This is a genomic window from Helicobacter cinaedi PAGU611 (genome assembly GCF_000284635.1).
In the GTDB taxonomy this organism is placed as follows: domain Bacteria; phylum Campylobacterota; class Campylobacteria; order Campylobacterales; family Helicobacteraceae; genus Helicobacter_C; species Helicobacter_C cinaedi.
The window spans coordinates 1,586,589-1,607,985 of the sequence record NC_017761.1 but is presented as its reverse complement, the minus strand read 5'-3'; the positions used below and the strand labels follow the sequence as shown (position 1 = coordinate 1,607,985).

21 protein-coding genes are annotated in these 21,397 nt (G+C 39.6%); 13 read left to right on the top strand and 8 right to left on the bottom strand.

Features of this window, described 5'->3' with window-relative positions:
- Positions 1-190: 190 nt before the first annotated feature.
- The 6 genes from HCN_RS08125 to HCN_RS08100 all read right to left on the bottom strand — a co-directional run bounded on the left by HCN_RS08125 (position 191) and on the right by HCN_RS08100 (position 7,220).
- Positions 191-1,018 carry a hypothetical protein gene (locus HCN_RS08125; RefSeq protein ID WP_232501860.1) on the bottom strand — a complete coding sequence of 276 codons (828 nt, stop codon included), beginning with the start codon at positions 1,016-1,018 and terminating at the stop codon, positions 191-193.
- A 72-nt stretch (positions 1,019-1,090) separates the two neighbouring features.
- Entirely contained in the window at positions 1,091-2,278 is a 1,188-nt protein-coding gene (locus HCN_RS08120) for a M20 metallopeptidase family protein (RefSeq protein WP_014667598.1), read from the bottom strand.
- A gap of 23 nt (positions 2,279-2,301) precedes the next feature.
- Positions 2,302-3,405 (bottom strand): 1-deoxy-D-xylulose-5-phosphate reductoisomerase, encoded by a 1,104-nt coding sequence (dxr, locus tag HCN_RS08115; RefSeq protein WP_014667190.1) that lies wholly within the window; start codon positions 3,403-3,405, stop codon positions 2,302-2,304.
- 12 nt (positions 3,406-3,417) lie between these two features.
- On the bottom strand, positions 3,418-4,416 hold the full coding sequence (locus HCN_RS08110; RefSeq protein WP_014667189.1) for a phosphatidate cytidylyltransferase: 999 nt from the start codon (positions 4,414-4,416) through the stop codon (positions 3,418-3,420).
- Positions 4,417-4,538: 122 nt separating this feature from the next.
- Positions 4,539-5,870 carry an outer membrane family protein gene (locus HCN_RS08105; RefSeq protein WP_014667188.1) on the bottom strand — a complete coding sequence of 444 codons (1,332 nt, stop codon included), beginning with the start codon at positions 5,868-5,870 and terminating at the stop codon, positions 4,539-4,541.
- A 447-nt stretch (positions 5,871-6,317) separates the two neighbouring features.
- A complete protein-coding gene (locus tag HCN_RS08100; protein WP_014667597.1) occupies positions 6,318-7,220 on the bottom strand; it encodes an aspartate carbamoyltransferase catalytic subunit in 903 nt (300 codons plus the stop codon).
- Between the two features lie 81 nt (positions 7,221-7,301).
- Between HCN_RS08100 and HCN_RS08095 the strand changes: the two genes are divergently transcribed.
- The 3 genes from HCN_RS08095 to HCN_RS08085 are packed head-to-tail and all read left to right on the top strand — an operon-like array spanning position 7,302 to position 9,401.
- Positions 7,302-7,844, top strand: a complete 543-nt coding sequence (locus HCN_RS08095) for a hypothetical protein (protein WP_014667187.1) — start codon at positions 7,302-7,304, stop codon at positions 7,842-7,844.
- Complete coding sequence (gene tlyA, locus HCN_RS08090) at positions 7,844-8,566, top strand: 23S rRNA (cytidine-2'-O)-methyltransferase TlyA (RefSeq protein WP_014667186.1); 723 nt, start codon at positions 7,844-7,846, stop codon at positions 8,564-8,566. The genes HCN_RS08095 and tlyA overlap by 1 nt, the downstream gene beginning before the upstream one ends.
- Complete coding sequence (locus tag HCN_RS08085; protein WP_014667596.1) at positions 8,535-9,401, top strand: bifunctional riboflavin kinase/FAD synthetase; 867 nt, start codon at positions 8,535-8,537, stop codon at positions 9,399-9,401. The genes tlyA and HCN_RS08085 overlap by 32 nt, the downstream gene beginning before the upstream one ends.
- On the opposite strand, the gene cysS is transcribed toward HCN_RS08085, so the two are convergent.
- On the bottom strand, positions 9,402-10,913 hold the full coding sequence (gene cysS, locus HCN_RS08080; RefSeq protein ID WP_172583202.1) for a cysteine--tRNA ligase: 1,512 nt from the start codon (positions 10,911-10,913) through the stop codon (positions 9,402-9,404). It lies immediately after the preceding gene.
- Complete coding sequence (murJ, locus tag HCN_RS08075; protein WP_014667185.1) at positions 10,913-12,397, bottom strand: murein biosynthesis integral membrane protein MurJ; 1,485 nt, start codon at positions 12,395-12,397, stop codon at positions 10,913-10,915. The genes cysS and murJ overlap by 1 nt, the downstream gene beginning before the upstream one ends.
- Positions 12,398-12,471: 74 nt before the next feature.
- Between murJ and HCN_RS08070 the strand changes: the two genes are divergently transcribed.
- The 10 genes from HCN_RS08070 (at position 12,472) to ruvB (ending at position 21,149) form a co-directional block, all read left to right on the top strand.
- Entirely contained in the window at positions 12,472-14,319 is a 1,848-nt protein-coding gene (locus HCN_RS08070) for a hypothetical protein (protein ID WP_014667184.1), read from the top strand.
- 36 nt (positions 14,320-14,355) lie between these two features.
- Positions 14,356-14,943 (top strand): Holliday junction branch migration protein RuvA, encoded by a 588-nt coding sequence (gene ruvA / locus HCN_RS08065; protein WP_002955504.1) that lies wholly within the window; start codon positions 14,356-14,358, stop codon positions 14,941-14,943.
- A 73-nt stretch (positions 14,944-15,016) separates the two neighbouring features.
- On the top strand, positions 15,017-16,615 hold the full coding sequence (locus HCN_RS08060; protein WP_014667183.1) for a methyl-accepting chemotaxis protein: 1,599 nt from the start codon (positions 15,017-15,019) through the stop codon (positions 16,613-16,615).
- An 8-nt stretch (positions 16,616-16,623) separates the two neighbouring features.
- Positions 16,624-17,160, top strand: a complete 537-nt coding sequence (locus tag HCN_RS08055) for a hypothetical protein (protein ID WP_014667182.1) — start codon at positions 16,624-16,626, stop codon at positions 17,158-17,160.
- A gap of 141 nt (positions 17,161-17,301) precedes the next feature.
- Complete coding sequence (locus tag HCN_RS08050) at positions 17,302-17,622, top strand: hypothetical protein (RefSeq protein WP_002955501.1); 321 nt, start codon at positions 17,302-17,304, stop codon at positions 17,620-17,622.
- Positions 17,622-18,512, top strand: coding sequence for a prolipoprotein diacylglyceryl transferase (lgt, locus tag HCN_RS08045; RefSeq protein ID WP_014667181.1), 891 nt, complete (start codon positions 17,622-17,624; stop codon positions 18,510-18,512). The genes HCN_RS08050 and lgt overlap by 1 nt, the downstream gene beginning before the upstream one ends.
- Entirely contained in the window at positions 18,509-18,946 is a 438-nt protein-coding gene (locus HCN_RS08040; protein WP_002955499.1) for a DMT family transporter, read from the top strand. Before lgt ends, HCN_RS08040 begins: the two co-directional genes overlap by 4 nt.
- Complete coding sequence (locus HCN_RS08035) at positions 18,930-19,271, top strand: DMT family transporter (RefSeq protein WP_014667180.1); 342 nt, start codon at positions 18,930-18,932, stop codon at positions 19,269-19,271. Before HCN_RS08040 ends, HCN_RS08035 begins: the two co-directional genes overlap by 17 nt.
- A gap of 22 nt (positions 19,272-19,293) precedes the next feature.
- Complete coding sequence (gene panB / locus HCN_RS08030; RefSeq protein ID WP_014667595.1) at positions 19,294-20,088, top strand: 3-methyl-2-oxobutanoate hydroxymethyltransferase; 795 nt, start codon at positions 19,294-19,296, stop codon at positions 20,086-20,088.
- Positions 20,089-20,096: 8 nt separating this feature from the next.
- A complete protein-coding gene (gene ruvB / locus HCN_RS08025) occupies positions 20,097-21,149 on the top strand; it encodes a Holliday junction branch migration DNA helicase RuvB (RefSeq protein ID WP_014667179.1) in 1,053 nt (350 codons plus the stop codon).
- Positions 21,150-21,397 lie beyond the last annotated feature (248 nt).

Genomic DNA, 21,397 nt, shown 5'->3' with positions numbered 1-21,397 from the left:
ATTTTATAAACAAAATAAACAAAAGAGTAAGGCAAGAGAAGTGTGGGTAAAAATGAAACAAAAAACACCTTAGAATCTTTGCTTTTATTGTTTTATTGCGATAAAGTAAGCCTAAACCACCTTAGATTCTAGCTTTTTAATGCCCTAGTTGTGCTAGATTGCTTTGTATCATTCAATTTACAACGCTCTTTCACCACTTTTTGCCACAAGTTTGCACACCTTTATTGGCATTGCTTAAAATACCTACAAAATAAGTGTGAAGCAAAGTCCTATACTCCCACTTTACACCAAAACGCATTGTCTTAATATCCCGCATACTGCTTATATTTGGCGAATGTGATGAGACATAAAGCGTATAAGAAATGCTAAAGCTTCCAAATAAAAGCCTTTGCAACACGCTAGATTCTGTTTTCAGCTCACTTTCGCTGCCTGTAAATTCCCAGCTATATAGCGTTGGATTGCCTCTAGGTGGGTATGTTGGCTTATTTGGGTCAAGATAGCTTAAAAACTCCTTCTCTGTTATCGTTTTTGGACTAAACTTCAAGCGTCCTAAGTAAAAGGCTTCTTTTTCATCTTTATCTAATCTCTCAAGCTGCGTGGAGTAAAAGAGATGTTTTAGCTTAAAAATTTGGCTGTATTTTTGCGGAGAATCTTGCAAGGGGAAATCCATTTGCCCTTCAGCAATGTTGCAAAGCTCATTATACCGCTCATAGCCACTATGCCACTGCACCCTTAGCATAGAATCTAGGCTAAAAAGCATAATCGCCAAAGCACATTCTAGCACCAAACAATAAGCGATTGTTTCACTCTTAGTCCATAGCTTTGTGCCAAAGATTCTAATATGCAGGGGCATTTGGCCTCTTTGTGCTAAATGAGTAGAATCTAAACGCTTTTGCCTAGTCTTGAGAGAATACCTATTGAGTTTGGAAATAAAAAAATAAAGGAGCAAAAGCACAAGCAAGGGCAAAATCACATAGAGTAAAACAACACCCCCAAGGATAACAAGCAATATCATCATATCTGCAATTGCTCCCTACACAGCCTATTAAACTTACTAGAATCTAGCATAGCACCAAAGCCCACACAAAGCCTATTTGCCAAAGCTCAAAATAAGATTTATCCATATTTGTGCACCAACAAGAATGGCTTTATCCTCCACATAGTAGGGGTTTGAATGCAGATAGTTACAAATGCCCTTTTTCGCATTCCCACTGCCTAGGAAATACATCGCCCCCTTTTTATCCCTGCACGCTTCTATCATATAGCTAAAGTCCTCACTCGCACTCATCGGCTCACAGGATTGATAAAGCATATTATGGTTTTTTAGCACTTTTTGTGCAGATTCTACAAGGCGTTGCACACACACAGCGTGATTAAAAATCGCCGGATACCCATCATAGCTAAACCGCGTCTTAAAGCCCCGCAATGCACTTTGCTTTTCTATCTCTTTAAACGCATTTTTTAAAATCTCATCAGTTTCCTTATCCATAGCACGAATTGTGCCTTTAAGCAAGGCGGATTCTGCAATGCCATTGGGGATAGAGCCACCTTGAAACACGCCACAAGAAAACACCGCTGGAGCAAATGGGCTTGTCTTTTTAGCGATGATATGCTCCATATCCATTAGGATTCTAGCCCCTTCATAAATCGCATCTAAGCCCTTGTGTGGTGTGGAGCTATGAGCGGCTCTGCCTTGAATGCTAAGATTCCAAATCGTGCCAAAAGAACTCATAATGCCATTATTAATTTTCACACTGCCATATTCCAGTGAGGCGTCATTATGCAGGGCATACACTTCATTAACCCCCTCCATACAGCCAAGTTCCACCATTTTATTAGCCCCGGGGATATGGGCTTTTTCCTCTGCCATTTGAAAGATAAAGCGGACATTGCAGGAGAGCTTTTCTTTATGTTGAATAATAAAACACGCACTCAAAAGGGCGATTGCCATATGTAAATCGTGTCCGCAGTTATGTGCCAAGCCCTTGTGTGTGGAAGTATGCTCGTTGTTGGTTAAGTCATTCATCTCTAGGGCGTCCATATCCGCACGGATAGCAATGCGTGGGAGTTTAGAATCTATATCCAAATCCGCTAAAAAGCCAGTGTAGCCTTCAAATGTGGTGATTTTAAACCCCGCCTTTTTTAGCACATCTTGACAAAATGCACTTGTTTTATACTCTGCCCCAGAGCTTTCTGGGATTTTATGCAGACTATGGCGGAAGGATTCGCCAAGCTCTTTCATAGCTAAAAGTTTAGAATCTATTATAAAATCTTGCATAATACTCCTTTATTGTGGCGTTGCTATGTATTTTTATTTATCCATTCCTGCGATTTTACTCTCACTTTAGAATCTAAAGCACTAATAGATTCTATATCCGTTAAGCTTGTGAAGTCAAAACCTGCAAAGTCATTCATAAGCTTTAATACTAGCTCACTTATTTTGCCAAAATTGATTTTGTTTTGTAGAAAGGCACTCACCGCCACTTCATTACTCGCATTTAAAATAATGCCTTTTTGTGGTGTGCTTAGAATCTCACTCTTTAACGCCCAAAGCGGATACCTTTTTTCACAAATGGGCTTAAACTCTAAATGCAATGATAGTGGGTCAAGCTCGGGGACAAAGGGCGTGAGCGGTGCTAGAGTAGAATCTAGGGCATAGGCAATGGGGAGCTTCATATCAGGGTGGCTTAAGTGCATTGTAAGGCTGCCATCTTTAAAGCCTACAAGGGCGTGGGCTGTGGAGCTAGATTCTATAAAGGCATTAATATCGTTTGTGTCAAAAAGCCACCTTGCTTCTAAAATCTCAAAAAGTTTATTTGCCATTGTGGCGGAATCTATGGTGATTTTATGTCCCATTTGCCAATTTGGGTGTTTGAGTGCGTCCGCTATGGAAGCTGTGGGGATAGATTCAAGCGGATAATCGCGGAATGCCCCACCACTTGCAGTGATATAAAGCTTTGCAATAGGGCGAGTGTGAGAGAGATACCACAGGCTAAAATGTTCGCTATCAATGGGCGTGAGATTGGCATTCCTAAAAAGCCAGCCTGCATTGACAAGACTTTCTTTGTTTGCAAGGGCTAGTTTCTTGCCACATTCTAACGCTTTTAGACTTGGTTTTAATCCTGCAAAGCCCACTAAGGCATTCACAACAAGGGGGGATTTTGAATGCTCTATAAGCTCTAAGATTCCACTCTCCCCAAAAAATAGCCTATAATCCCCAGCGATGAGCTTGTGAGAATCCGCCTTATCAGCAATGCAAACATTTTTTGGTTTAAAAATGTCAATTTGCTTATTTAAAAGAGCGATATTTTTCCCAGCACAGAGCGATTCTACTTCATAGTTAAAAGTCTGTGCGACTTCAAGTGTGTTTGTGCCTATGCTACCTGTGCTGCCAAGGAGTATCATAAGATTCTTTTTTTACAACACTATCGCCATTTCTCTATAACCGGGCAGAAAATACAGCAAAAAGTGCATTACCACCGCACCAAAAAGCACCGCATCAAGTCTATCAAGCACACCGCCGTGTCCGGGGAGCAGTGAGCCACTATCCTTTACCCCCGCTTCGCGTTTGAGATAGCTTTCAAACAAATCGCCAAAGACGGAAGCGATTGAGACAACAAAAGTAATCATCATAGAGTATAAAAAGCTCCCACAAGTGCCAATCCCCACAAGTGAGCCAAATATCACGCCACATACCACACCGCAAATCACGCCTTCTATGGTTTTTTTAGGCGAAGTTTCACAAAAGGGCGTTTTGCCAAAGGCTTTACCGCCAAAATACGCACCTGTATCAGTAAATGCCACGATGATAATAAGCCACACAATCACCCAGATTCCAGCTCCCCCAGCGTCTTTATATAGGGCATAAATACTCAAAAATGGAATGATAGGGTAGATAAAAGGCAGCATTGTTTTAGGTGAGATTTTTTTAGAATAGGCTAAAAATGACGCATACATCACAAGCACGATAAAAGCCGATTCTACAACGCGTTCATTGATATAGGCTAATACCCAAATAAAAAAGGTAAAAATATAATAATGCGGAGCAGATTCTAGCTTGTATAAGCTCAAAGATTCTTGCACACCTACAAGGCACAACACTCCAAGCACCACGCAAGTAAGCAGTGGAGAATCTATAATCAGCACAAGGGCTAAGATTCCAATAAGGATAAAGGCGGTAATAAATCGTGCTTTATCCGCTAGGAATTTCATTTTTAGCGTATCTTGCAAAGTGTGGGAATGCTCTGTTTTTGTATCTGTATTATGGGCTAAATCTTGCTCCACATTTTTTGGTCTTTGTTTTGATTTTTGCTTCACTTTTTTTGAATCTTGCTTTATCTCAAGGGCAGAATCTTGCTTTGTAGATTCTATTTGTGTAGATTCTACGCTATTTTCTTGTGTGGTATGTTCTTTCATTTGTGTCCTTTTTTGTGTTTGTGGGGGTGCATTGTAGCATAAAGTTTGTGAGTTTTTAAGAAGTTGTGGGGAAATTAAGACATCAAGGGGCAGTTAGCCCTTAGACTAACTGCAAAAATATTTTAAAAAGTATGGCGGATATAGAAGAATGCGTGGCTTCTATCATCTGTGCGTTTTTTTGTATCTGATTTGCCTCCACCATATTCGCTCTGTTTCGCATCACCCCATACGATTGATTTGTATCCAGCCTTTGTGGTATCGCTAAACCACTCTAGCTTACCACCAATGGCAATGTCTTCTCTAATTTGATAGTTAAGAAGCAAGGCTACGCTTTGCTCCGCACTTCTTGGGCTGTTTGTCCCACGCCCGATAAACTTCCAATCAAAGCTACCATAGTTCGCCCCAAGGTATCCAAAGCCTGTTATGGCATTTCTACCTATAATATCATTTAACGCATTGCCTATATCATACGCTCCAGCTGTCCAAATATCTATACCGATAGGATTCCCCCAACGCCCGATAAGCTCATTAGCATTGCCAAAGTTTTGATAATAGCCCACACCAAAGAAGAGCTTATCTACATCAAAGCGTTGATCAATATAAAGTGTGTAGGAGTATTTGCCGATTTCGCCCCAATCTCTACCGCTTTGTGTGCCAATTTTATTTTCATCAGCAATCGGTGCAAGGAAGCGGATTTTTGTCGTAGCGTTGAATCCTTGTCCTTCAAAGCTTGGATTTGACTGAAAGGTTACATTTGCACCCGGTGCAGTAAAATGCCCCGGTGTAAAGTAAGAGAACGCACCGATAGTCAGTCCGCCAAAGTTCAAATCAAGCCCGGCTGCATAGGTGTTTCGCGTAGCAATGCTGTCATTATATTTTCCGTGAACGCGGTAGAAGTCATTAAACCATTTATCATACGCAAATGCACGGCGGTTTGAGAGAAAGCCCCATACTTTTAATGCACTGATATTAAGGGCAGCTTCTGCACCTTGATTGTAACCGCTAAACCACTCGCCAACCTTACCAGATTCATAACGACCAGCTTTGACATAGAATGTGTTATTATCATATTCTACAAAGGCATTTTGAAACATGTAGTTTTGAATCTTGCCATTGTTATTATTTCTATCCCAAGAAACGCCATAATACGCGTTACGCACCGCACTAAAAGGCTGATTTGGATCTTTTCCATCTGTGGAGTCAAAAGCCAAGCCACCGATAGCCCCGCCAAATCCAGCCTTGAATCCTGCACCTAAGTCAAGATTGAGATTAAGCTGTGAAAAGATTGTCGTAAAGCTTTCAGTAGGAGCTGCACCACTTTGTTGGTTAAGCTTTTGATTGTTAAAACCCCATTTTGTGAAGCTTTCCGCCGAGCCGCTTACCTTGTAGTCAAAGGCACTTGCACTTGTCGCTACAAGCCCTAAAACCACGCTTGAGTATAGAATCTTTTTCATTTTTTTTCCTTATTTTGTTTGTGGGTGTTGTGCTAGATTTAACACAAAGTAAATGTATTTTTTACAATACAAGGGCGACATTGTAAAAAATAAAAACTTAATCAAAAATTAATTAATTCTCTTTTAATCATAAGTGCGGAGATAAGATGTAGCCGAAAATAACACAAAAATTAAGACTGATAAAATGCTTAAAGTAAAATCTAGGAATGTGATATAATGTGGCTTAGAGGTTGCCTAAGAGAGTCGCAACCTCTCTTAGCGTAACCTACTTTTACAAAGGAGGTTACAATGGATAAGATTTACCAGAAAATCTTGGCTACGATTATACTACTATGCGTAATAGTAGTCAAGTGTAGCTAAGATTTAGCCATAACGCGACTTGTTCAAGGGGTCGCGTTAGTCTTATCCTACTCTCTACTTGATTTATATCAGTTTTTTCTAATGCTCTCAAGCACAGCAAAATTCTAGCACCGCCATTCTTACACATACCCCATTTGTTACCTGCTCTAGCACCTTGCAACGAGAATCTTTCAGCAATTCATCATCAATATCAATATTCCTATGCACAGGTCCGGGGTGCAAAACTATGGCATTTGTATCACCTAGAATCTCCAAAGTCAAGCAATATTGTGAGGCGTAGTCTTTGAGTGAGCCATAGATTTGCTTATCGTGGCGTTCTGTCTGTGTGCGTAAGCTCATAAAGACATTAACCTCTTTGGCTATCTCACGGAGATTATGTGTGGTGCGTAAGGTGGTAGGCGGGAGAAAATGCGGTGGGGCTACTAAAATCACTTCCATACCAAAGCGTGAAAGCAATTCAATATTGCTATTTGCCACACGCGAGTTTTTTATATCGCCGATAATGGCAATTTTTTTGCCCTTAAGATTATGCAAATCATTGTCAAAATGCTCTTTTAAAGTCAGCAAATCAAGCAGGGCTTGAGTAGGGTGGGCGTGTGCACCATCGCCACCATTGATGATAGGACAGCTCACTTGGGACTTGAGATAGTATCCTGCTCCAGCGTTTTTATGGCGGATAATAATGGCATTTGGCTTCATTGCATTTAAGTTTGCCGCGGTATCTGACATACTCTCCCCCTTAGCCGTGGAACTTTTGCTTACATCAAGGCGGATAACATCAGCCCCCAAGCGTTTAGCGGCAATCTCAAAGCTAGAAAGTGTGCGTGTGGAGTTTTCAAAAAAAATGGTAATAATGGTTTTGTTTTTGAGAATCTCCCTGTGGTGCATATCTTTGTAGGTTTGGGCTTTATTTAAGATAGATTCAATTTGTGATAGGCTAAGGTCGCTTGTGCGGAGTAGGTGCTTTGGGGCTAGGGTGGGCGTTTGCATACAAATCCTTTTGCTTTTGGGTTTAGGCATTGTAGCAAAGTTTGTGATACAATATTTAAATAACAAGAATAAAGGAAAGATGTGAAGTTTTTTGCGGTGTGCGTGGGCGTGGCGTTTATGCTTACTTCGTGTAGTGATTTTTATAAAAAAGATTTTGTGCATATCGCTTCAGCCTATTATAAGCCAAAAGATGAAAAATCCATAAAAGAGCGTGAGATTCAAGCGATGAGAAAATCTCAAATTTTGCAGGATAATCACACGCGGGTTTTGATGATAGCCCGATATGTCAATGAGGTTAATAAAGAGTGGCTAGAAAATACAAGTGGCGAGGTGTTTTTGATAGAAGTGTATGATAAGCTTGATGAGATAAGTGAAAAAAATATGAAATTTAGCTTAAAAACTGCCTACAATAGCGTAGAATCTAGCAAAATAGAAAAGCTAGATTCTAAGAATCTTGGCACTTTTACCCCTGATATTGCTTATAATGATGTCTATCTTGTGAGTTTTAAGCGTATAGGAGAGCGTGGTAGGGATACTTTGAAGCTTTTTGCGGAGATAAAGGGTGTGGGGCGTATGAGCTTTGACTTTGGCTATGCAAAGCGTGAAAGTAAGCTTACACAATAATGCGACTTGATATATATGTGAAATCTTTGTGTAGCTCCCGCACAAAGGCAAAAGAAGCTATAGAATCTGGCTGTGTGAAAGTCAATGGTGCTGTGGTGAAAAAAGGCTCATTTTTGCTTGAAAAAGATGATGAAGTGGGTGTGGATTCCAAAGATTTGCTGCTTTCTCGTGCGGGGTATAAACTGCGGGGATTTATAGAATCTTTAGTACAAAAGGGGCTGTGGGATAGGGCATATCTCTTTCATAAAAAAGCTATTGACATTGGAGCAAGCACAGGGGGCTTTACTCAAGTGCTTTTGGAATCTGGCATAGATTCTGTGGTATGCGTAGATGTAGGGAAAAATCAGCTCCATACTAGCATTTTACAAGATGAGCGGGTGAGTGTGTTTGAAGAGTGTGATATACGAGATTTTAGCGATGAAAGAGAGTTTGATTTAATGGTGTGTGATGTGAGCTTTATCTCGCTGTATAAGCTAATGGAGAGTTTTGAACGATTGAATGTAAAAGAGTATATTTGGCTTTTTAAGCCACAATTTGAAGTGGGATTAAATGCAAAACGCAATAAAAAAGGGGTGCTAAAGGATAAAAGTTTAGGGCAAAAGGCAGCAAATGAGTTTTGTGAGAATCTAAAAAAGCGACATTTTAGTGTTATAGCGAGTGAAAAAAGTGTAGTAAGTGGAAAGGAAGGGAATGAAGAGTTTTTTGTCTATGCCAGAAGATAGGCGTATTACTCATCTTGCGTTGGGGAAGTTTGATGGTATGCACTTGGCTCACAAGGAGCTTTTTAAGCATTTAGGGGAGAGCGGAGCGGTGCTTTGCATTGAAAGTGGCGGGGAGCTACTCACGCTAGATAAAGAGCTATATTGCGATAAAGAGATGATTTTTGTGGAATTTAGCGATATTAAAGAATGGAATGGGGCATATTTTGTAAAAAAATTAAAAGAAAAGTTTAGGGCGTTAGAAAAGCTCGTGGTGGGTTATGACTTTTGCTTTGGGAAAAATAGGGCGTGGAATGCGGAGGACTTGGCGGATTTGTTTGGTGGAGAAGTGATAATCGTGCCGGAATTTTGTATCAAAGATCAAGTGGTGCATTCAAGCGTGATAAAACAAGCCATTAAGCAAGGCGATATGAAAAATGCAAAAGCGTTACTTGGGCGGTATTATCATATACAAGGCAGGGTTGTAAAAGGGCAGAATCTTGGCTCAACACAGCTGTATGCGACTATAAATATAGAAACTAGTAGGTATGTTTTGCCCCAAAATGGCGTATATGCGAGTTTCACAAAGTTGCAAAATAGAATCTATAAAAGCGTGTGTTTTGTGGGACATCGTCTTAGCACAGATGGGGCATTTAGCATAGAGACGCATATCATTGATAAGGACTTTGTGGCAGAAGATAGGATAAGTGTAGATTCTGTAAGTGTATGTTTTATTGAAAAAATCCGCGATAACCGCACTTTTAGTGATTTAGGCGAGTTAAAATCTCGCATTGCCAAAGACATTTCACAAGCTCATTATATTTTAGATTCTGCTTCTTTGGCATTTGTGGAGATGTAGCTAGATTTTCTCCCAAGTGCTACCTTGTGGAGTATCCATAATCTCGATACCTTGAGATTTTAGCTCATCGCGTATGCTATCAGCAAGGACATAATTTTTCTGTTTTTTAGCTTCTGTGCGTGCTTGTAGCTTAGATTCAATATCTTGCCTTTCTTGCTCTGTTAGCCCAAGCTGAAAGTATAAAGTAGGGTCTTTGTCCCCGAGCCCAAGCAGATATTCTATACACGCAAGGTTGCCACTAATGGCAAGTTTATAGGCTTTATCTTTTGGATTTTTATCAAGATAGTCATTGCTTATGGAAAGCATTTCTTCAATAATACTAAGGGCTTTTGAGATGTTATAGTCATCACTCAAGGCTTCAAGCAAGGGCTTTATAAAAGAATCTTGTGCGTTTTTGGTATGCGTTTTAAGAGTGTTTAAAGATTCTAGCTGATCGGCTAATTCAGTTGAATCTAGGGCTTTTGTTTGTGGGATAGAATCTGCAATGCGTTCTGCCATAATTCTTTTTTTGAGCCGATAGATTTTATCAAGCCTCTTTTTGCTTTGCAATAAGTCCTCTTCATTAAAATTTAACGCCAAGCGGTAATGCACCCCAAGCAGGTAATTTCTTAGAATCTCGCCATCATAGACTTTCAGTGCGTCTTTGATAAAAAAGCTATTGCCAAGGCTTTTGCTCATTTTTTCGCCATTGATATTCACAAAGCCATTGTGTAGCCAATATTTTGCGAGTTCTCGCCCTGTGGCACAGCGGGTTTGGGAGGCTTCATTTTCGTGATGGGGGAAAAGCAAATCCGCCCCACCTGCGTGTATATCAATGGCAAATTCCTGCTTCTCATATTCTTGTTTTTCACGCATATCATAGGCAAGGTGCTTTTCAATCATTGCCGAGCATTCAATATGCCAACCCGGACGCCCTTTGCCAAATGGGCTATCATAAGCAATGTCATCTTCCCCCTTGTAGCCTTTCCACAACGCAAAATCACTTTCTTCTTGTTTGTCGTTGGCATTTGTGATACGACTTTGATTCTGCTCGTGTGTGGTGCGTTGAGAGAGTGAGCCGTAGGCTTTATCTTTAGCAATGCTTAGATACACATCGTTATTTTCTCCCTTGTAGGCATAGCCTTTTTGCAAAAGTTGCTCTATCATTTCGTGCATTTGAGGTAGATTACTTGTAGCTTTTGGCTCAAGATCGGGACGCAAGATACCTAAAGCGTGCATATCGTTTAAATACAGCTCAATATATCGCTCACTTACTTCTTCCACACTTATGCCATTTTGCAAGGATTTTTTAATGATTTTATCATCAATATCAGTGAAGTTTTTAGCAAATATGACTTTAAAATCAAGGAATAAAAATAATCTCCGCCATAAATCAAACGCAATAGAACTTCGCGCGTGTCCTAAATGTGCGTCATCATACACCGTTGGTCCGCAGACATAGATTCGCACTTGTTTTGGCGATATAGGCTCAAACTTGAGCTTTTGCTTCTTGATACTATCAAAAAGGGTAATCATACATTATTCCTTACAAAAAGATGAATGGCATTGACGAGGTCGCTGATATAGGGCTTAAGAAACCATAGAATCAGCACTTCAACGCTTAAAATTATCACAAGCAGTAGCCACGCTTTTGTGTGGGCTATTATAGCTAAGAATTGCTTGAAGCCAAAGATTCTAATGGTGAGCACAAAAAGCACAAATCCGCTTAAACTGCCTGAAAATGCCAAGCCCATAGCTCCAAATGGGTGCATAAGAATGAGTGAAAAGCCGATGCCACATAGTAAGGAGATAGCCGAGATTTTAGCTGCTTTGCCTTGCATTTGATGAGAGTAAAGCCAAAGGGAAAAGATTCTACTTAATCCAAAAGGCACAAGTCCTATCATATAGGCACTAAACACCCCTGCTACGATTATGGTATTTTCTTTTGTGAAATTCCCCCATTCATATAAAAGGCTAATAATCTCTTCACTTAGCATTACTCCACCCACCACACAAGCACATAAAATGACGCATAAAAACCAAAATGATTTTTTTAAGGCTTGTAAAGCCTTTGTTTGTTCGTTGTTTTTAATCGCCTTTGCTACAAGGGGGAAAAGGGCTGTGGATATAGCAATGGCAAAAATGGCTAGGGGGAATTGAAAGATTCTATTTGCATAATAGAGTGAGCTAATGCTTCCAGCAGCTAGGAATGAGGCTAAAAGCGTATCAGTAAAGGTGGCAAGTTGAGCAGTTGAGCTACCAAACATAGCGGGGAAAAACTGCTTAAAAAAGGTTTTTAACTCACTTTTTATTTGAGTGATTTTAGCTTTGAGTTTAGAATCTGGCTCTTTTGTTTTACACCACTGCCAAAGCTCAATCACGCCCACCCACAAAAGCTTAAAAAATCTCAAACGATACAGCGGATAGAAATGCAGTAGAATCTGCAAGATTCCACCGCACACCACGCCATAGCTTAGCATATATACCACTTGTATAGACTGCCTATCGTGGGCTAAAAGCAGGGCTGCTATCATAGCAATATTTAAAAGTGAAGTATTATAGGCATTGACCCAAAAGCAGTTTTTGTATTGCAAAAGAGATGAGAGAAAAGTAACGATAAACACAAGTTCCAAATACCAAAAGTTAATCACCACAATGGGCTTTGCAAGCTCTATTGTCTCTTCATCAAAGCCCCACGCTAAAAGCTTTGTAACAAGCCCACTGCAAAACACCACAAAAAGCGATAAGAGTAGAATAACAAAAGCAAAGATAAGAAAAGTGATGAGGGCAAACATACCTTTTTTGCGACTACGAATGAAATTTGGCAAAAAGCTTTGCGTGAAAGCCCCCTCTCCAAAGACGCGTCTAAAAAGATTTGGCAATTTAAAGGCGGCAAAAAATATATCACTATATACTCCAGCCCCTAGAATCTTTGCCGTGCATAAATCACGCACCAAACCAGCTACGCGTGAAAGCAGAATACCACTGCTATTTGTCAAAAATGCTTTTTTAATCAAATTTTTGCCTTTTTAAAGATTGAAAGTGTAAAATTATAGCTACAATAAACAAACTTTAAGCTACGGGGGTTGTTATGCAATTATTTGAGCCTGTATCAGTCAAGGGCTGTGCTGATGTAAGTGCGGAGATTAAAAAAATCAGTGAGTTGTATGCACTTGAAGAAAAAATGATTAGCTTTGATATTTTGCAGATTAACACCCTTCATCGTGGCGAAAAAAAGAAAGATTTTACTTCATTAAGCCCTGAAGAGAGAGATAAGATTCTAAGCAATGATGCGGAATATAATAAAAATGACTTTGAAATACGGCAGGTGTATGATATTACATTGCGTGGATTAAGGAAAAACGACTTAGCTCCTTTTGTTGATCTTAGGCTAGATTCACATTGCTATGAGTTGAGCTTAGATCTTAAGGCGGGGCTAGAAGTAAAAAATGATGAGAGTTTTTTTCAGGCACTTTATGAGGAGATTACACGAAAAAAGATTATGCACAATGTCGTTATTAGGTTGTTTGATAGCGGAGTGAAACAAGAGATTATAAATCTTAAAGAGCTTTTCTCACAGCTGCAAATAAGTGGTGTGCTAGAATCTGCACAAAGCCTTGTGATTGCAAAGGCGAGTTTTATCCCGGAAATGGAGGCAAGTTTTAGATTCATTTTACAAGAAGAGTGGAATAAAACGCATAGTGAAAGTATTGAATTTGCTTCCTATGCGGCAAAAAGTGGCGAACTCGTAGGTATAAGCTTAAAACATCAAGCTGGAATGAGTGGGCGGAATCTTAAGGGAGATTTTATCAATGTCAAAAAGCAAGAGAGTGAAAGCGATGATAAGATACAAAAGCTAAGATTCAAGGATAGCGAGTTTAGCATAGAAGAGAAAGAAGATGAGGTGCTATATTATGCAACACAAGATGGCTATGTGTCTGTGGGTGAGGGGGAGCTACGGATTTTACTTGATTTTAATTTCCCCGAAGTGAGTTTGCGTAAAAGTGGCTCATTGCTAGGTGGGGACAAAAAGGGCTTTGTTGTTGAAGTAACCTGTGCTGATCCTAATCAAGATGCGATTGGAGCGAGTATTGTGCTTGAAGCACAAGATATAAAAATTTATGGCTCTGTGGCAGAAAATGCCAAAGTGGTGGCAAAAAAGCTTGAGATTAATGGGCAAACACACCAAAGTGCTGTGATTCAAGCAGATGAGATGAGTATTGATATACATAAGGGCAGTGCGGTTGGAGAGAAGATTCGCATTAATCGCTTGGAGCTTGGCAATGTGGAGGGTGAAGAGATTGTGATTGAACAAGCCAATGGCGGGAGCATTGAGGCAAGGAAAATTACGATTAATTCATTGCATTCCCATACGAGAATTGGCGTTTCGGAGCATTTGTATATTAAAGTAATGAGCGGAGGAGAAAATCATATCAGCATTAATTCCCGCTCTTCACTCAAAGCAAAGCAAGAAGTGCAGCATTTTAACGCACAGATTGAGCGTAATATCAAAGAAATGAATATGCTTTTAGCAGTGCTAAACAAGGACTTGGCAAGGGTGCGTAAGACAAAGCCCATTGTGGAGAAAATCAAGCATATTATGGAGGAAAATAAGAAAAATAACAAGCCCAATGAACGCAGTATCACTGAAAGTGTGGCACAATATGTGGTGCTTTTACGCAGGACAAAATATTTAAAAGAGCGTTTGCTGACATTACAAGCTCAAAGCAAGGATTTTAGCTCGGCTTTAGAGAATCTTGACTTGCAAACGCAAAATGCTAAAATCACAAGTGATGCCCCTTGGCAAAATGACAATGAGATTGTCTATGAGAGCTTTTTCCCAGAAGTAAAGGACATTATGCTTTTAAGCCACGGCGAGGAAGTGGATATTGGGATTGACAAAGAGAGTTTGAAGCTTGTGCGGGAAGTTCGTTCATAGATTTAGGCAAAGATTCTTATTAGGAGAGAAAAAAGTATGATTGTTGGATTGCGGGGAGTGATTATAAGAAGTGAGCCTATGATGATAGATATTGATGTAGGTGGTGTGATTTATGGAGTGCAAATGTCGCTTAATGCTACTTCAAAGCTTAGGGGAGAGGGTGGCAAGGAAGTAAAGATTATCTGCACACAAATTATCCGCGAAGATTCACATTTGCTTTTTGGTTTTGTAGAGGAGATAGAAAAGCAGACTTTTGAGCGGCTTATTAAGATTAATGGTGTGGGTCCAAAGGTCGCCCTTGCCATTTTATCTACCTATACGCCAATGGAGTTTGCCAAAATCATTAGCAATAAAGATGTCGATGCGTTGAAAAAAGTCCCGGGTATTGGGGCAAAGGGAGCGGGGAAGATTATGGTTGATGTGGCGGGATTCTTTGCTGGTCTTATCAGTGATACAAGTCTTGCTGATGGAAAACTTTCTCAAGAAAATAGCTTAAAGAATGAAGCACTTCTAGCTTTGCAATCACTTGGCTTTAAAAACACAGATGCTCAAAAGGCACTTCAAGGCATAGAGGCACAGAGTGTATCAGAGCTTGTGAAGTTGGCATTAAAAAAATTAGCTTAAATAAATGTGCTACAATATGCCGAGAAAAATTAAGACAGATACCTAGAATCTCACAAAATAAAAGGGGGTCGTAATGCTACAATCATTTCGCTCTAAAGTGCTTTTCACTCTTTTTGTTTTCATTATCATAGGTTTTGGTGTGTTGTATCAAATCATCTCATCTGGGTATGAGAGTATGGCGGTGAAAGAGGGGAAAAGAAGTGCGCAAATGCTTGGAGATTCTATTTTTCAAACCGTGCGTATGAGTATGAATATGGGGATTAGAGAGATGATTGATACGGGATTAGCTGATGCGGGTAAGATACCGGGTGTAGAATCTGTAACAATCTATAAATCCCAAAGCGTGATTGATTTATTTAATCTACCTGATTCTGTGAGTGATGATCCTAAGATTCAAGAAGTTTTTACAAATAAACTTCCCAAACTTGATGAACTCAATGAAAACAATCAGCATAGCGTTTTGTTTCAAAAGCCATTGATTGCAGATGAAGGTTGTATGGCATGTCATCAAGATGGAAAGGTTAAAGAAGGTGATGTGCTAGGTGTGCTTGAGCTTAAAATCTCAACGCAAAGCTTTTATGACCAAATTGATGAGAGTGAAAATTATCTTTTACTCACAATGCTTGTGGCAGGGGTTTTAGCACTCTTTGGGCTTTATGTCTTTTTTGAAAAAGAGCTGGTTAAACCGCTTAATCGTTTGCGAGATATGGCAAAAGACTTGACAGATGGCGGTAGTGGGGATTTGACAAAGCGACTAGCCATTAAAAGCAAAGATGAAGTGGGGCTTACCTCAAACTATGTCAATAAATTTATCCAAACTATACAAGAGACTATTTCTCTAAGCAAACGCGTGAGCCTAGAAAATACGCATACTTGCAAGGGATTACTAGATATGTCAAATGTGCTTTCACGCAATTCTGATGAGCAATTTGAGCTTGTAGATAGGGTTAATTCACTTGCACAAAATGTGAGTGAGAATCTTGAAGTGGCTAAAGATTCAGCTACTGCTACGACTGATGATATTAATCAAACGGAGAGTATTTTAGAAGAGTTTGTTAAGAATCTTAGCGATTCTATTGAGCTTATCATCACTTCTGCCCAAAGTCAGCAAAATATTTTAGAGAGTGTAGAGGAGCTTACAAATCACGCAGAGCAGATTAAATCTGTGCTATCAATCATTAATGACATAGCCGATCAAACTAATCTTTTAGCTCTCAATGCCGCGATTGAAGCAGCTCGTGCAGGGGAGCACGGACGAGGCTTTGCGGTGGTAGCTGATGAAGTAAGGAAACTCGCTGAAAGGACACAAAAGTCTTTAGATGAAATAGTAGCAAATGTGAATCTTGTAACCCAAAGCATTGATGATATGGGGCAAACCATTAAAGAGAGTGCGGCAGATATGATACATATTACCGAAAAGACTTCACCGCTTATTGATGAGGCACATCATACGCACGAAAAGCTAAGGCTTACAAAGCAAAATTCCATTCGTTTGACAGAGATAAGCAGCTCAATCTCTCAAAGCACAAAACAGTTGGTAAGTATGATGCAAGATATTGCTAAATCTTCTGAATCTACGCAAAGTGTGGGGCATAATATCCAAAAGGTTGTCAATGATATGTCGCAAAAAGCAGAGGAGCTAGATGGAGCGATGGCGAAGTTTAGGACATAGTGCCTCATATGACTAATGTGTATAGAGCGAGATTTGAAGCGGATTTTAATAGCATTGATACAATTATCGCGTGGGTAGAATCTCATATTATTATGAGAGAATCTAAGCTATATCATCAGCCACAAGGCGTTGAGCGGGGGTTGAAGCGAGATTTAGTAGCGGATTCTAAAGCAGATTTAAAAGTAAATAGTATTAAGATTCTAAGAAAAGGCAAGGATAAAATCGCCCTTGTGCTATGTGAGTATGTGGGGAATATTATAGAGCATAGTATTTTGTGCTTATCTAAAACACAGCTTTATAATGGATATAAAAACAATATGAAAGCCAGAAAAAAATATATAGAATGTGTGCTAAAAGTTAGAGCAACGCATTTTATCCTAGAATCTTGCTATCCATTTACGCCAAAGTCTTGCTACAAAAGAGATGAACTAAAAATAGGCAAAAAGGGCAAGAAGATTCTAAATCTTATGGGAGCTAAAAGTCGCGTTGTGATAAAAAGAGCAAAGACACCTTTTGTGCGTTCATCTTTGTGTGTGGAAATATAAAAGGTTTTTGTGTAAGGAAATAATCCTTTACAAATACCATCAACACACGATTACAAAGAGTTTGAGACATTCATTCCTAGCCTTATTTAATCTCTTAAAAATAAACTCTGCTATAATCACGCCTTGTAAAAAAGGAGTGATATGGCGTTGCATCTTGAAACAATCAATGACTTACAAATGGTGCGTAGCACAGGAAAACTTAAGACTTATGATGCGTTTTTGACTTTTAAAATTGAGCTAGAAAATCTTTTGCCAGAGATTCTGCTTAGCGCTGAAAGTATTTTAAGAATCTATTTTGTTCAAGCTTACCCGATTAATTCTTATGTGCTTGGTTTTTTGTTTAAACTAAGGAGTGTGGATAGGATACCCATAGAAATTGTTGTTGATGACTTGCGATTGTTTATGTTTTTTGAAGAAATTGATATGGTAGATGAGTTTAAGATTAAGATTATGGAGGTGTAATGCAAGAGTATAGCACTTGGAATAGAATCTATGAGTATATTGATCCCATAGCCTTTGAGCTTTTTGGCATAAATGTGCATTGGTATGGCATTATGTATGTTGGGGCAATGCTTATAGCCTTGCTTATTGCTAAGGCATTTGTGAAGTATAACAATACACGCTTTCCTATTACGCAAGAGAGCTTAGATTCATTTTTTATTTGGGTAGAGATTGGCGTGATTTTAGGTGGGAGATTAGGCTATGTGCTGATTTACTCTCCGCACAGGTGGGAATACCTTACACAACCTTGGGAGATTTTTAACCCCTACTACAATGGCGTTTTTGTCGGTATTAGTGGCTTTAGCTATCACGGAGCGATGTTTGGATTTTTACTTACTGCTTTGCTGTTTTGTTATGTTAAAAAGCTTTCATTTTGGATATTTATGGATTTATCGGCTATTTCCATTCCGCTAGGCTATGTGTTTGGACGCTTGGGAAATTTCTTTAATCACGAGTTATTTGGGCGTTTGGTAGATGAAAGTGAGTTTGGCAGAAGCATAGGCATACTTGTAAATGGCGAGTTGCGTTACCCTAGTCAGCTTTTTGAAGCATTTATGGAGGGCATTGTTGTCTTTATGCTTTTGCTTATAGTTTGGCGATATGCTAAAAAGCCGGGCAGTTTGATTGTAGCGTATGGATTTTTCTATGCCATAGCACGATTTGTATGTGAGTATTACAGAGAGGCAGATTCACAGCTTGGCTATTATGCTTTTGGCTTGTCAATGGGGCAGATTCTAAGCGGTGTAATGCTCCTTGTCAGTGTGATTTTAGCCTTTGTAGTGTTTGCTCGAAATACAGATTCTAAACTCACTACCGCTACACTCAATAAGCATAAAAGGAAAAAAAAATGAGTTTCAAAAAAGCCTATATTTTGCTGACTTTTGCGATTTTGACCGAAGTGCTAGCCACAAGCTTTATGAAAGCCGGAGATGAATCTGGCAATAGAATCTTTGGCTTTATAGCGATGTATGCACTGCTTGTGTTGTCATATTACTTTATGGCTCTTTCGCTTAAAAGATTATCTATTAGTGTGGCGTATGCGTTATGGGAAGTTTTGGGTGTGTTGTGTGTGGTATGTATAGGGATTTTCTACTTTGGGGAAAGTCTCAAATGGCAGGAGTATTTAGGTATTTGTCTTTCACTCTGTGGCATTGCTCTTATTAATATTGCGGAGCTAAGAAATGCTAAAGCCCACGAAGATTCTAAAGATTCTGTGGCTGCTAAAGATTCTACAACGGCTAGAGATTTAAAAGATAATGGGGTGAAAAATGACTTGGCTTTTTAGCACAAAAGAGGGTGCGTTGGTGTTTGTGCTTGTAGCAGCACTGCTTGATATTGTGGCAAATTTATTTTTGAAAAAGTCAAATAGCTTCACACATAAAGGCTATACGATTGCGTGTGTAGTGATGGTGTGGGTGGCTTTTAGTGCGTTGGCTGTGGCGATACAGATTCTGCCTTTAAGCACAGCGTATGCGACTTGGGGGGCTATTGGCATTATTGGCACAGCCCTTGGAGGCTATATATTTTTTAAAGAGAATCTCGGCACACTTGGCTACATAGGCATTGCTATGGTTGTATGTGCGGTGGTGCTATTAAATTGGGGTGATTAGAATCTACCAAAAAGGATAAAAAATGCTAGAAAAAAAGATGAGTATTACAGATTTACAAGCAAAAAAAGGTGTGGAGAAAATTACGGCAATTACGGCTTATGACGCGTTAATGGCGGAGATTTTTGATGCTGAAGTTGATGTTATTTTGGTGGGCGATAGTTTGAAGTTTAGCTTTGGTGGGGAGAATGAGACATTGGGGGCGAGTATGGAAGAAATGCTCTATCATACAAAGGCGGTTTGCAGGGGCGTGAAGCATTCCTTTATCCTAGCGGATATGCCCTTTGGGAGCTATGCTACGCAAAAACTCGCTCTTAAAAATGCGCTTAAGTTTTATAAAAACACCGCTGCTAACGCGATTAAACTTGAAGTGGATATACAAAAATTGCCTATTGTTAGGGCGTTATGTGAAGAGGGCATTGCCGTTGTAGCACATATTGGGTTAAAGCCGCAGTTTGCTCGTTTTGATGGGGGATTCAAAGTCAAAGGCAAGAGTGAAAAAGAAGCTCAAGAGCTACTAGAGTGTGCTTTAGCAATGCAGGAAGCGGGGGTTTGCTCCGTGCTGATTGAAGGGGTAAAATCACAAGTGGCAGAAAAAATCACAAAAGCTTTATCCGTGCCTACCATTGGCATAGGGGCGGGGAATGCGTGTGATGGGCAGATTCTAGTATGGAGTGATGCTTTTGGCTTTTTTTCAGCCTTTAAGCCAAAATTTGTGCGGACATATTGTGATGGCAGAGCAATGCTAAAAGACGCCATAAGAGCATACGCTAAAGATGTGAAATCCCTGCAATTCCCTAGTGAAAATGAAAGCTATTAAGGGTGAAAATGGAGAAAATCACGCTAGAAAAGTCAAAAGAAACCACTGAAATAAATCGTATTGTGGAAGTTGAAAAATTCAGCTTTGAATCTAGCCAAGAGCTGTCTTTACGCCCAAGTGTTTGGGAAGAATATGTCGGGCAGGAAAAGATAAAAAAGAATCTCAAAGTGTTTATAGAAGCAAGTAAAAGACGCAATGAATGCTTAGATCATATTCTTTTTTTTGGTCCGCCCGGGCTTGGCAAAACGACACTAAGCCACATTATCGCCTATGAAATGGACTGTAATATCAAGGTGAGTGCCGCACCGATGATTGAAAAATCCGGCGATTTAGCAGCAATTTTAACAAATCTCAATGAGGGGGATATTTTATTTATTGATGAGATTCACCGCCTTAGCCCAGCCATTGAAGAGATTCTCTATCCGGCAATGGAGGATTTTAGGCTTGATATTATCATTGGCTCTGGTCCTGCTGCTCAAACGCTTAAGATTGATTTAGCCCCTTTTACGCTCATTGGCGCGACAACGCGTGCGGGTATGCTTTCAAACCCTTTGCGTGATAGGTTTGGTATGAGCTTTAGACTGCAATTTTATGAGCCAAAGGAACTCGCTCTTATCGTGCAGACTGCGGCAAAAAAACTTTCAAAAAGCCTTTCACAAGAAGGAGCTAATGAGATTGCTAGACGCTCTAGAGGCACTCCGCGTATTGCTCTGCGGCTTTTAAGGCGAGTGAGGGACTTTGCTGATGTGAGAGATTCACAAAGCGAGATAGATATAGAGTGTGTGCATTATGCGTTAAATGAGCTAGGCGTTAATGAGCTAGGCTTTGATGAGCTAGATTTGCATTATTTAGCCATTTTAGCTGAATCTAGGGGTAGGGCAATTGGGCTAAATACCATAGCTGCGGCGATGAGCGAAGATGAAGCGACTATTGAAGATGTCATAGAGCCATATTTATTGGCAAATGGGTATTTTGAACGCACCGCAAAAGGCAGAATCGCCACACCTAAGACTTATGAGCTATTAAAGATTCCATTTATTGAGCAAAAAGGGCTGTTTTAGGGTGGAATAATCATTCCTACAACTAAAAGTCGTTTTGTGTGTAAAAAAAGGCGTTTTTTTTTTTTTGTAATGGGCTTTAGCTTGATTTTGCCAAAAAACATTATAATATGCAGAAGTTTATTGTAAAGTTGAAAATATTGCTTCAATGTTTCACAAAAACGGAAACGGATTTAATTCATAATTTTCAAGGAGTGCATTTTGTTATCTTACATTCGCAATTTGAGTATTGGTAATAAAATCAGTGGGCT

Coding starts and splice junctions, on each gene's coding strand:
- HCN_RS08050 (WP_002955501.1), top strand. CDS start 17,302: ATGGCGTTGCATCTTGAAACAATCAATGACTTACAAATGGTGCGTAGC.
- HCN_RS08085 (WP_014667596.1), top strand. CDS start 8,535: ATGAAGAGTTTTTTGTCTATGCCAGAAGATAGGCGTATTACTCATCTT.
- HCN_RS08120 (WP_014667598.1), bottom strand. CDS start 2,278: ATGCAAGATTTTATAATAGATTCTAAACTTTTAGCTATGAAAGAGCTT.
- HCN_RS08060 (WP_014667183.1), top strand. CDS start 15,017: ATGCTACAATCATTTCGCTCTAAAGTGCTTTTCACTCTTTTTGTTTTC.
- HCN_RS08110 (WP_014667189.1), bottom strand. CDS start 4,416: ATGAAAGAACATACCACACAAGAAAATAGCGTAGAATCTACACAAATA.
- lgt (WP_014667181.1), top strand. CDS start 17,622: ATGCAAGAGTATAGCACTTGGAATAGAATCTATGAGTATATTGATCCC.
- HCN_RS08055 (WP_014667182.1), top strand. CDS start 16,624: ATGACTAATGTGTATAGAGCGAGATTTGAAGCGGATTTTAATAGCATT.
- HCN_RS08040 (WP_002955499.1), top strand. CDS start 18,509: ATGAGTTTCAAAAAAGCCTATATTTTGCTGACTTTTGCGATTTTGACC.
- ruvA (WP_002955504.1), top strand. CDS start 14,356: ATGATTGTTGGATTGCGGGGAGTGATTATAAGAAGTGAGCCTATGATG.
- HCN_RS08070 (WP_014667184.1), top strand. CDS start 12,472: ATGCAATTATTTGAGCCTGTATCAGTCAAGGGCTGTGCTGATGTAAGT.
- tlyA (WP_014667186.1), top strand. CDS start 7,844: ATGCGACTTGATATATATGTGAAATCTTTGTGTAGCTCCCGCACAAAG.
- HCN_RS08100 (WP_014667597.1), bottom strand. CDS start 7,220: ATGCAAACGCCCACCCTAGCCCCAAAGCACCTACTCCGCACAAGCGAC.
- HCN_RS08035 (WP_014667180.1), top strand. CDS start 18,930: ATGACTTGGCTTTTTAGCACAAAAGAGGGTGCGTTGGTGTTTGTGCTT.
- panB (WP_014667595.1), top strand. CDS start 19,294: ATGCTAGAAAAAAAGATGAGTATTACAGATTTACAAGCAAAAAAAGGT.
- dxr (WP_014667190.1), bottom strand. CDS start 3,405: ATGATACTCCTTGGCAGCACAGGTAGCATAGGCACAAACACACTTGAA.
- HCN_RS08105 (WP_014667188.1), bottom strand. CDS start 5,870: ATGAAAAAGATTCTATACTCAAGCGTGGTTTTAGGGCTTGTAGCGACA.
- HCN_RS08125 (WP_232501860.1), bottom strand. CDS start 1,018: ATGATGATATTGCTTGTTATCCTTGGGGGTGTTGTTTTACTCTATGTG.
- ruvB (WP_014667179.1), top strand. CDS start 20,097: ATGGAGAAAATCACGCTAGAAAAGTCAAAAGAAACCACTGAAATAAAT.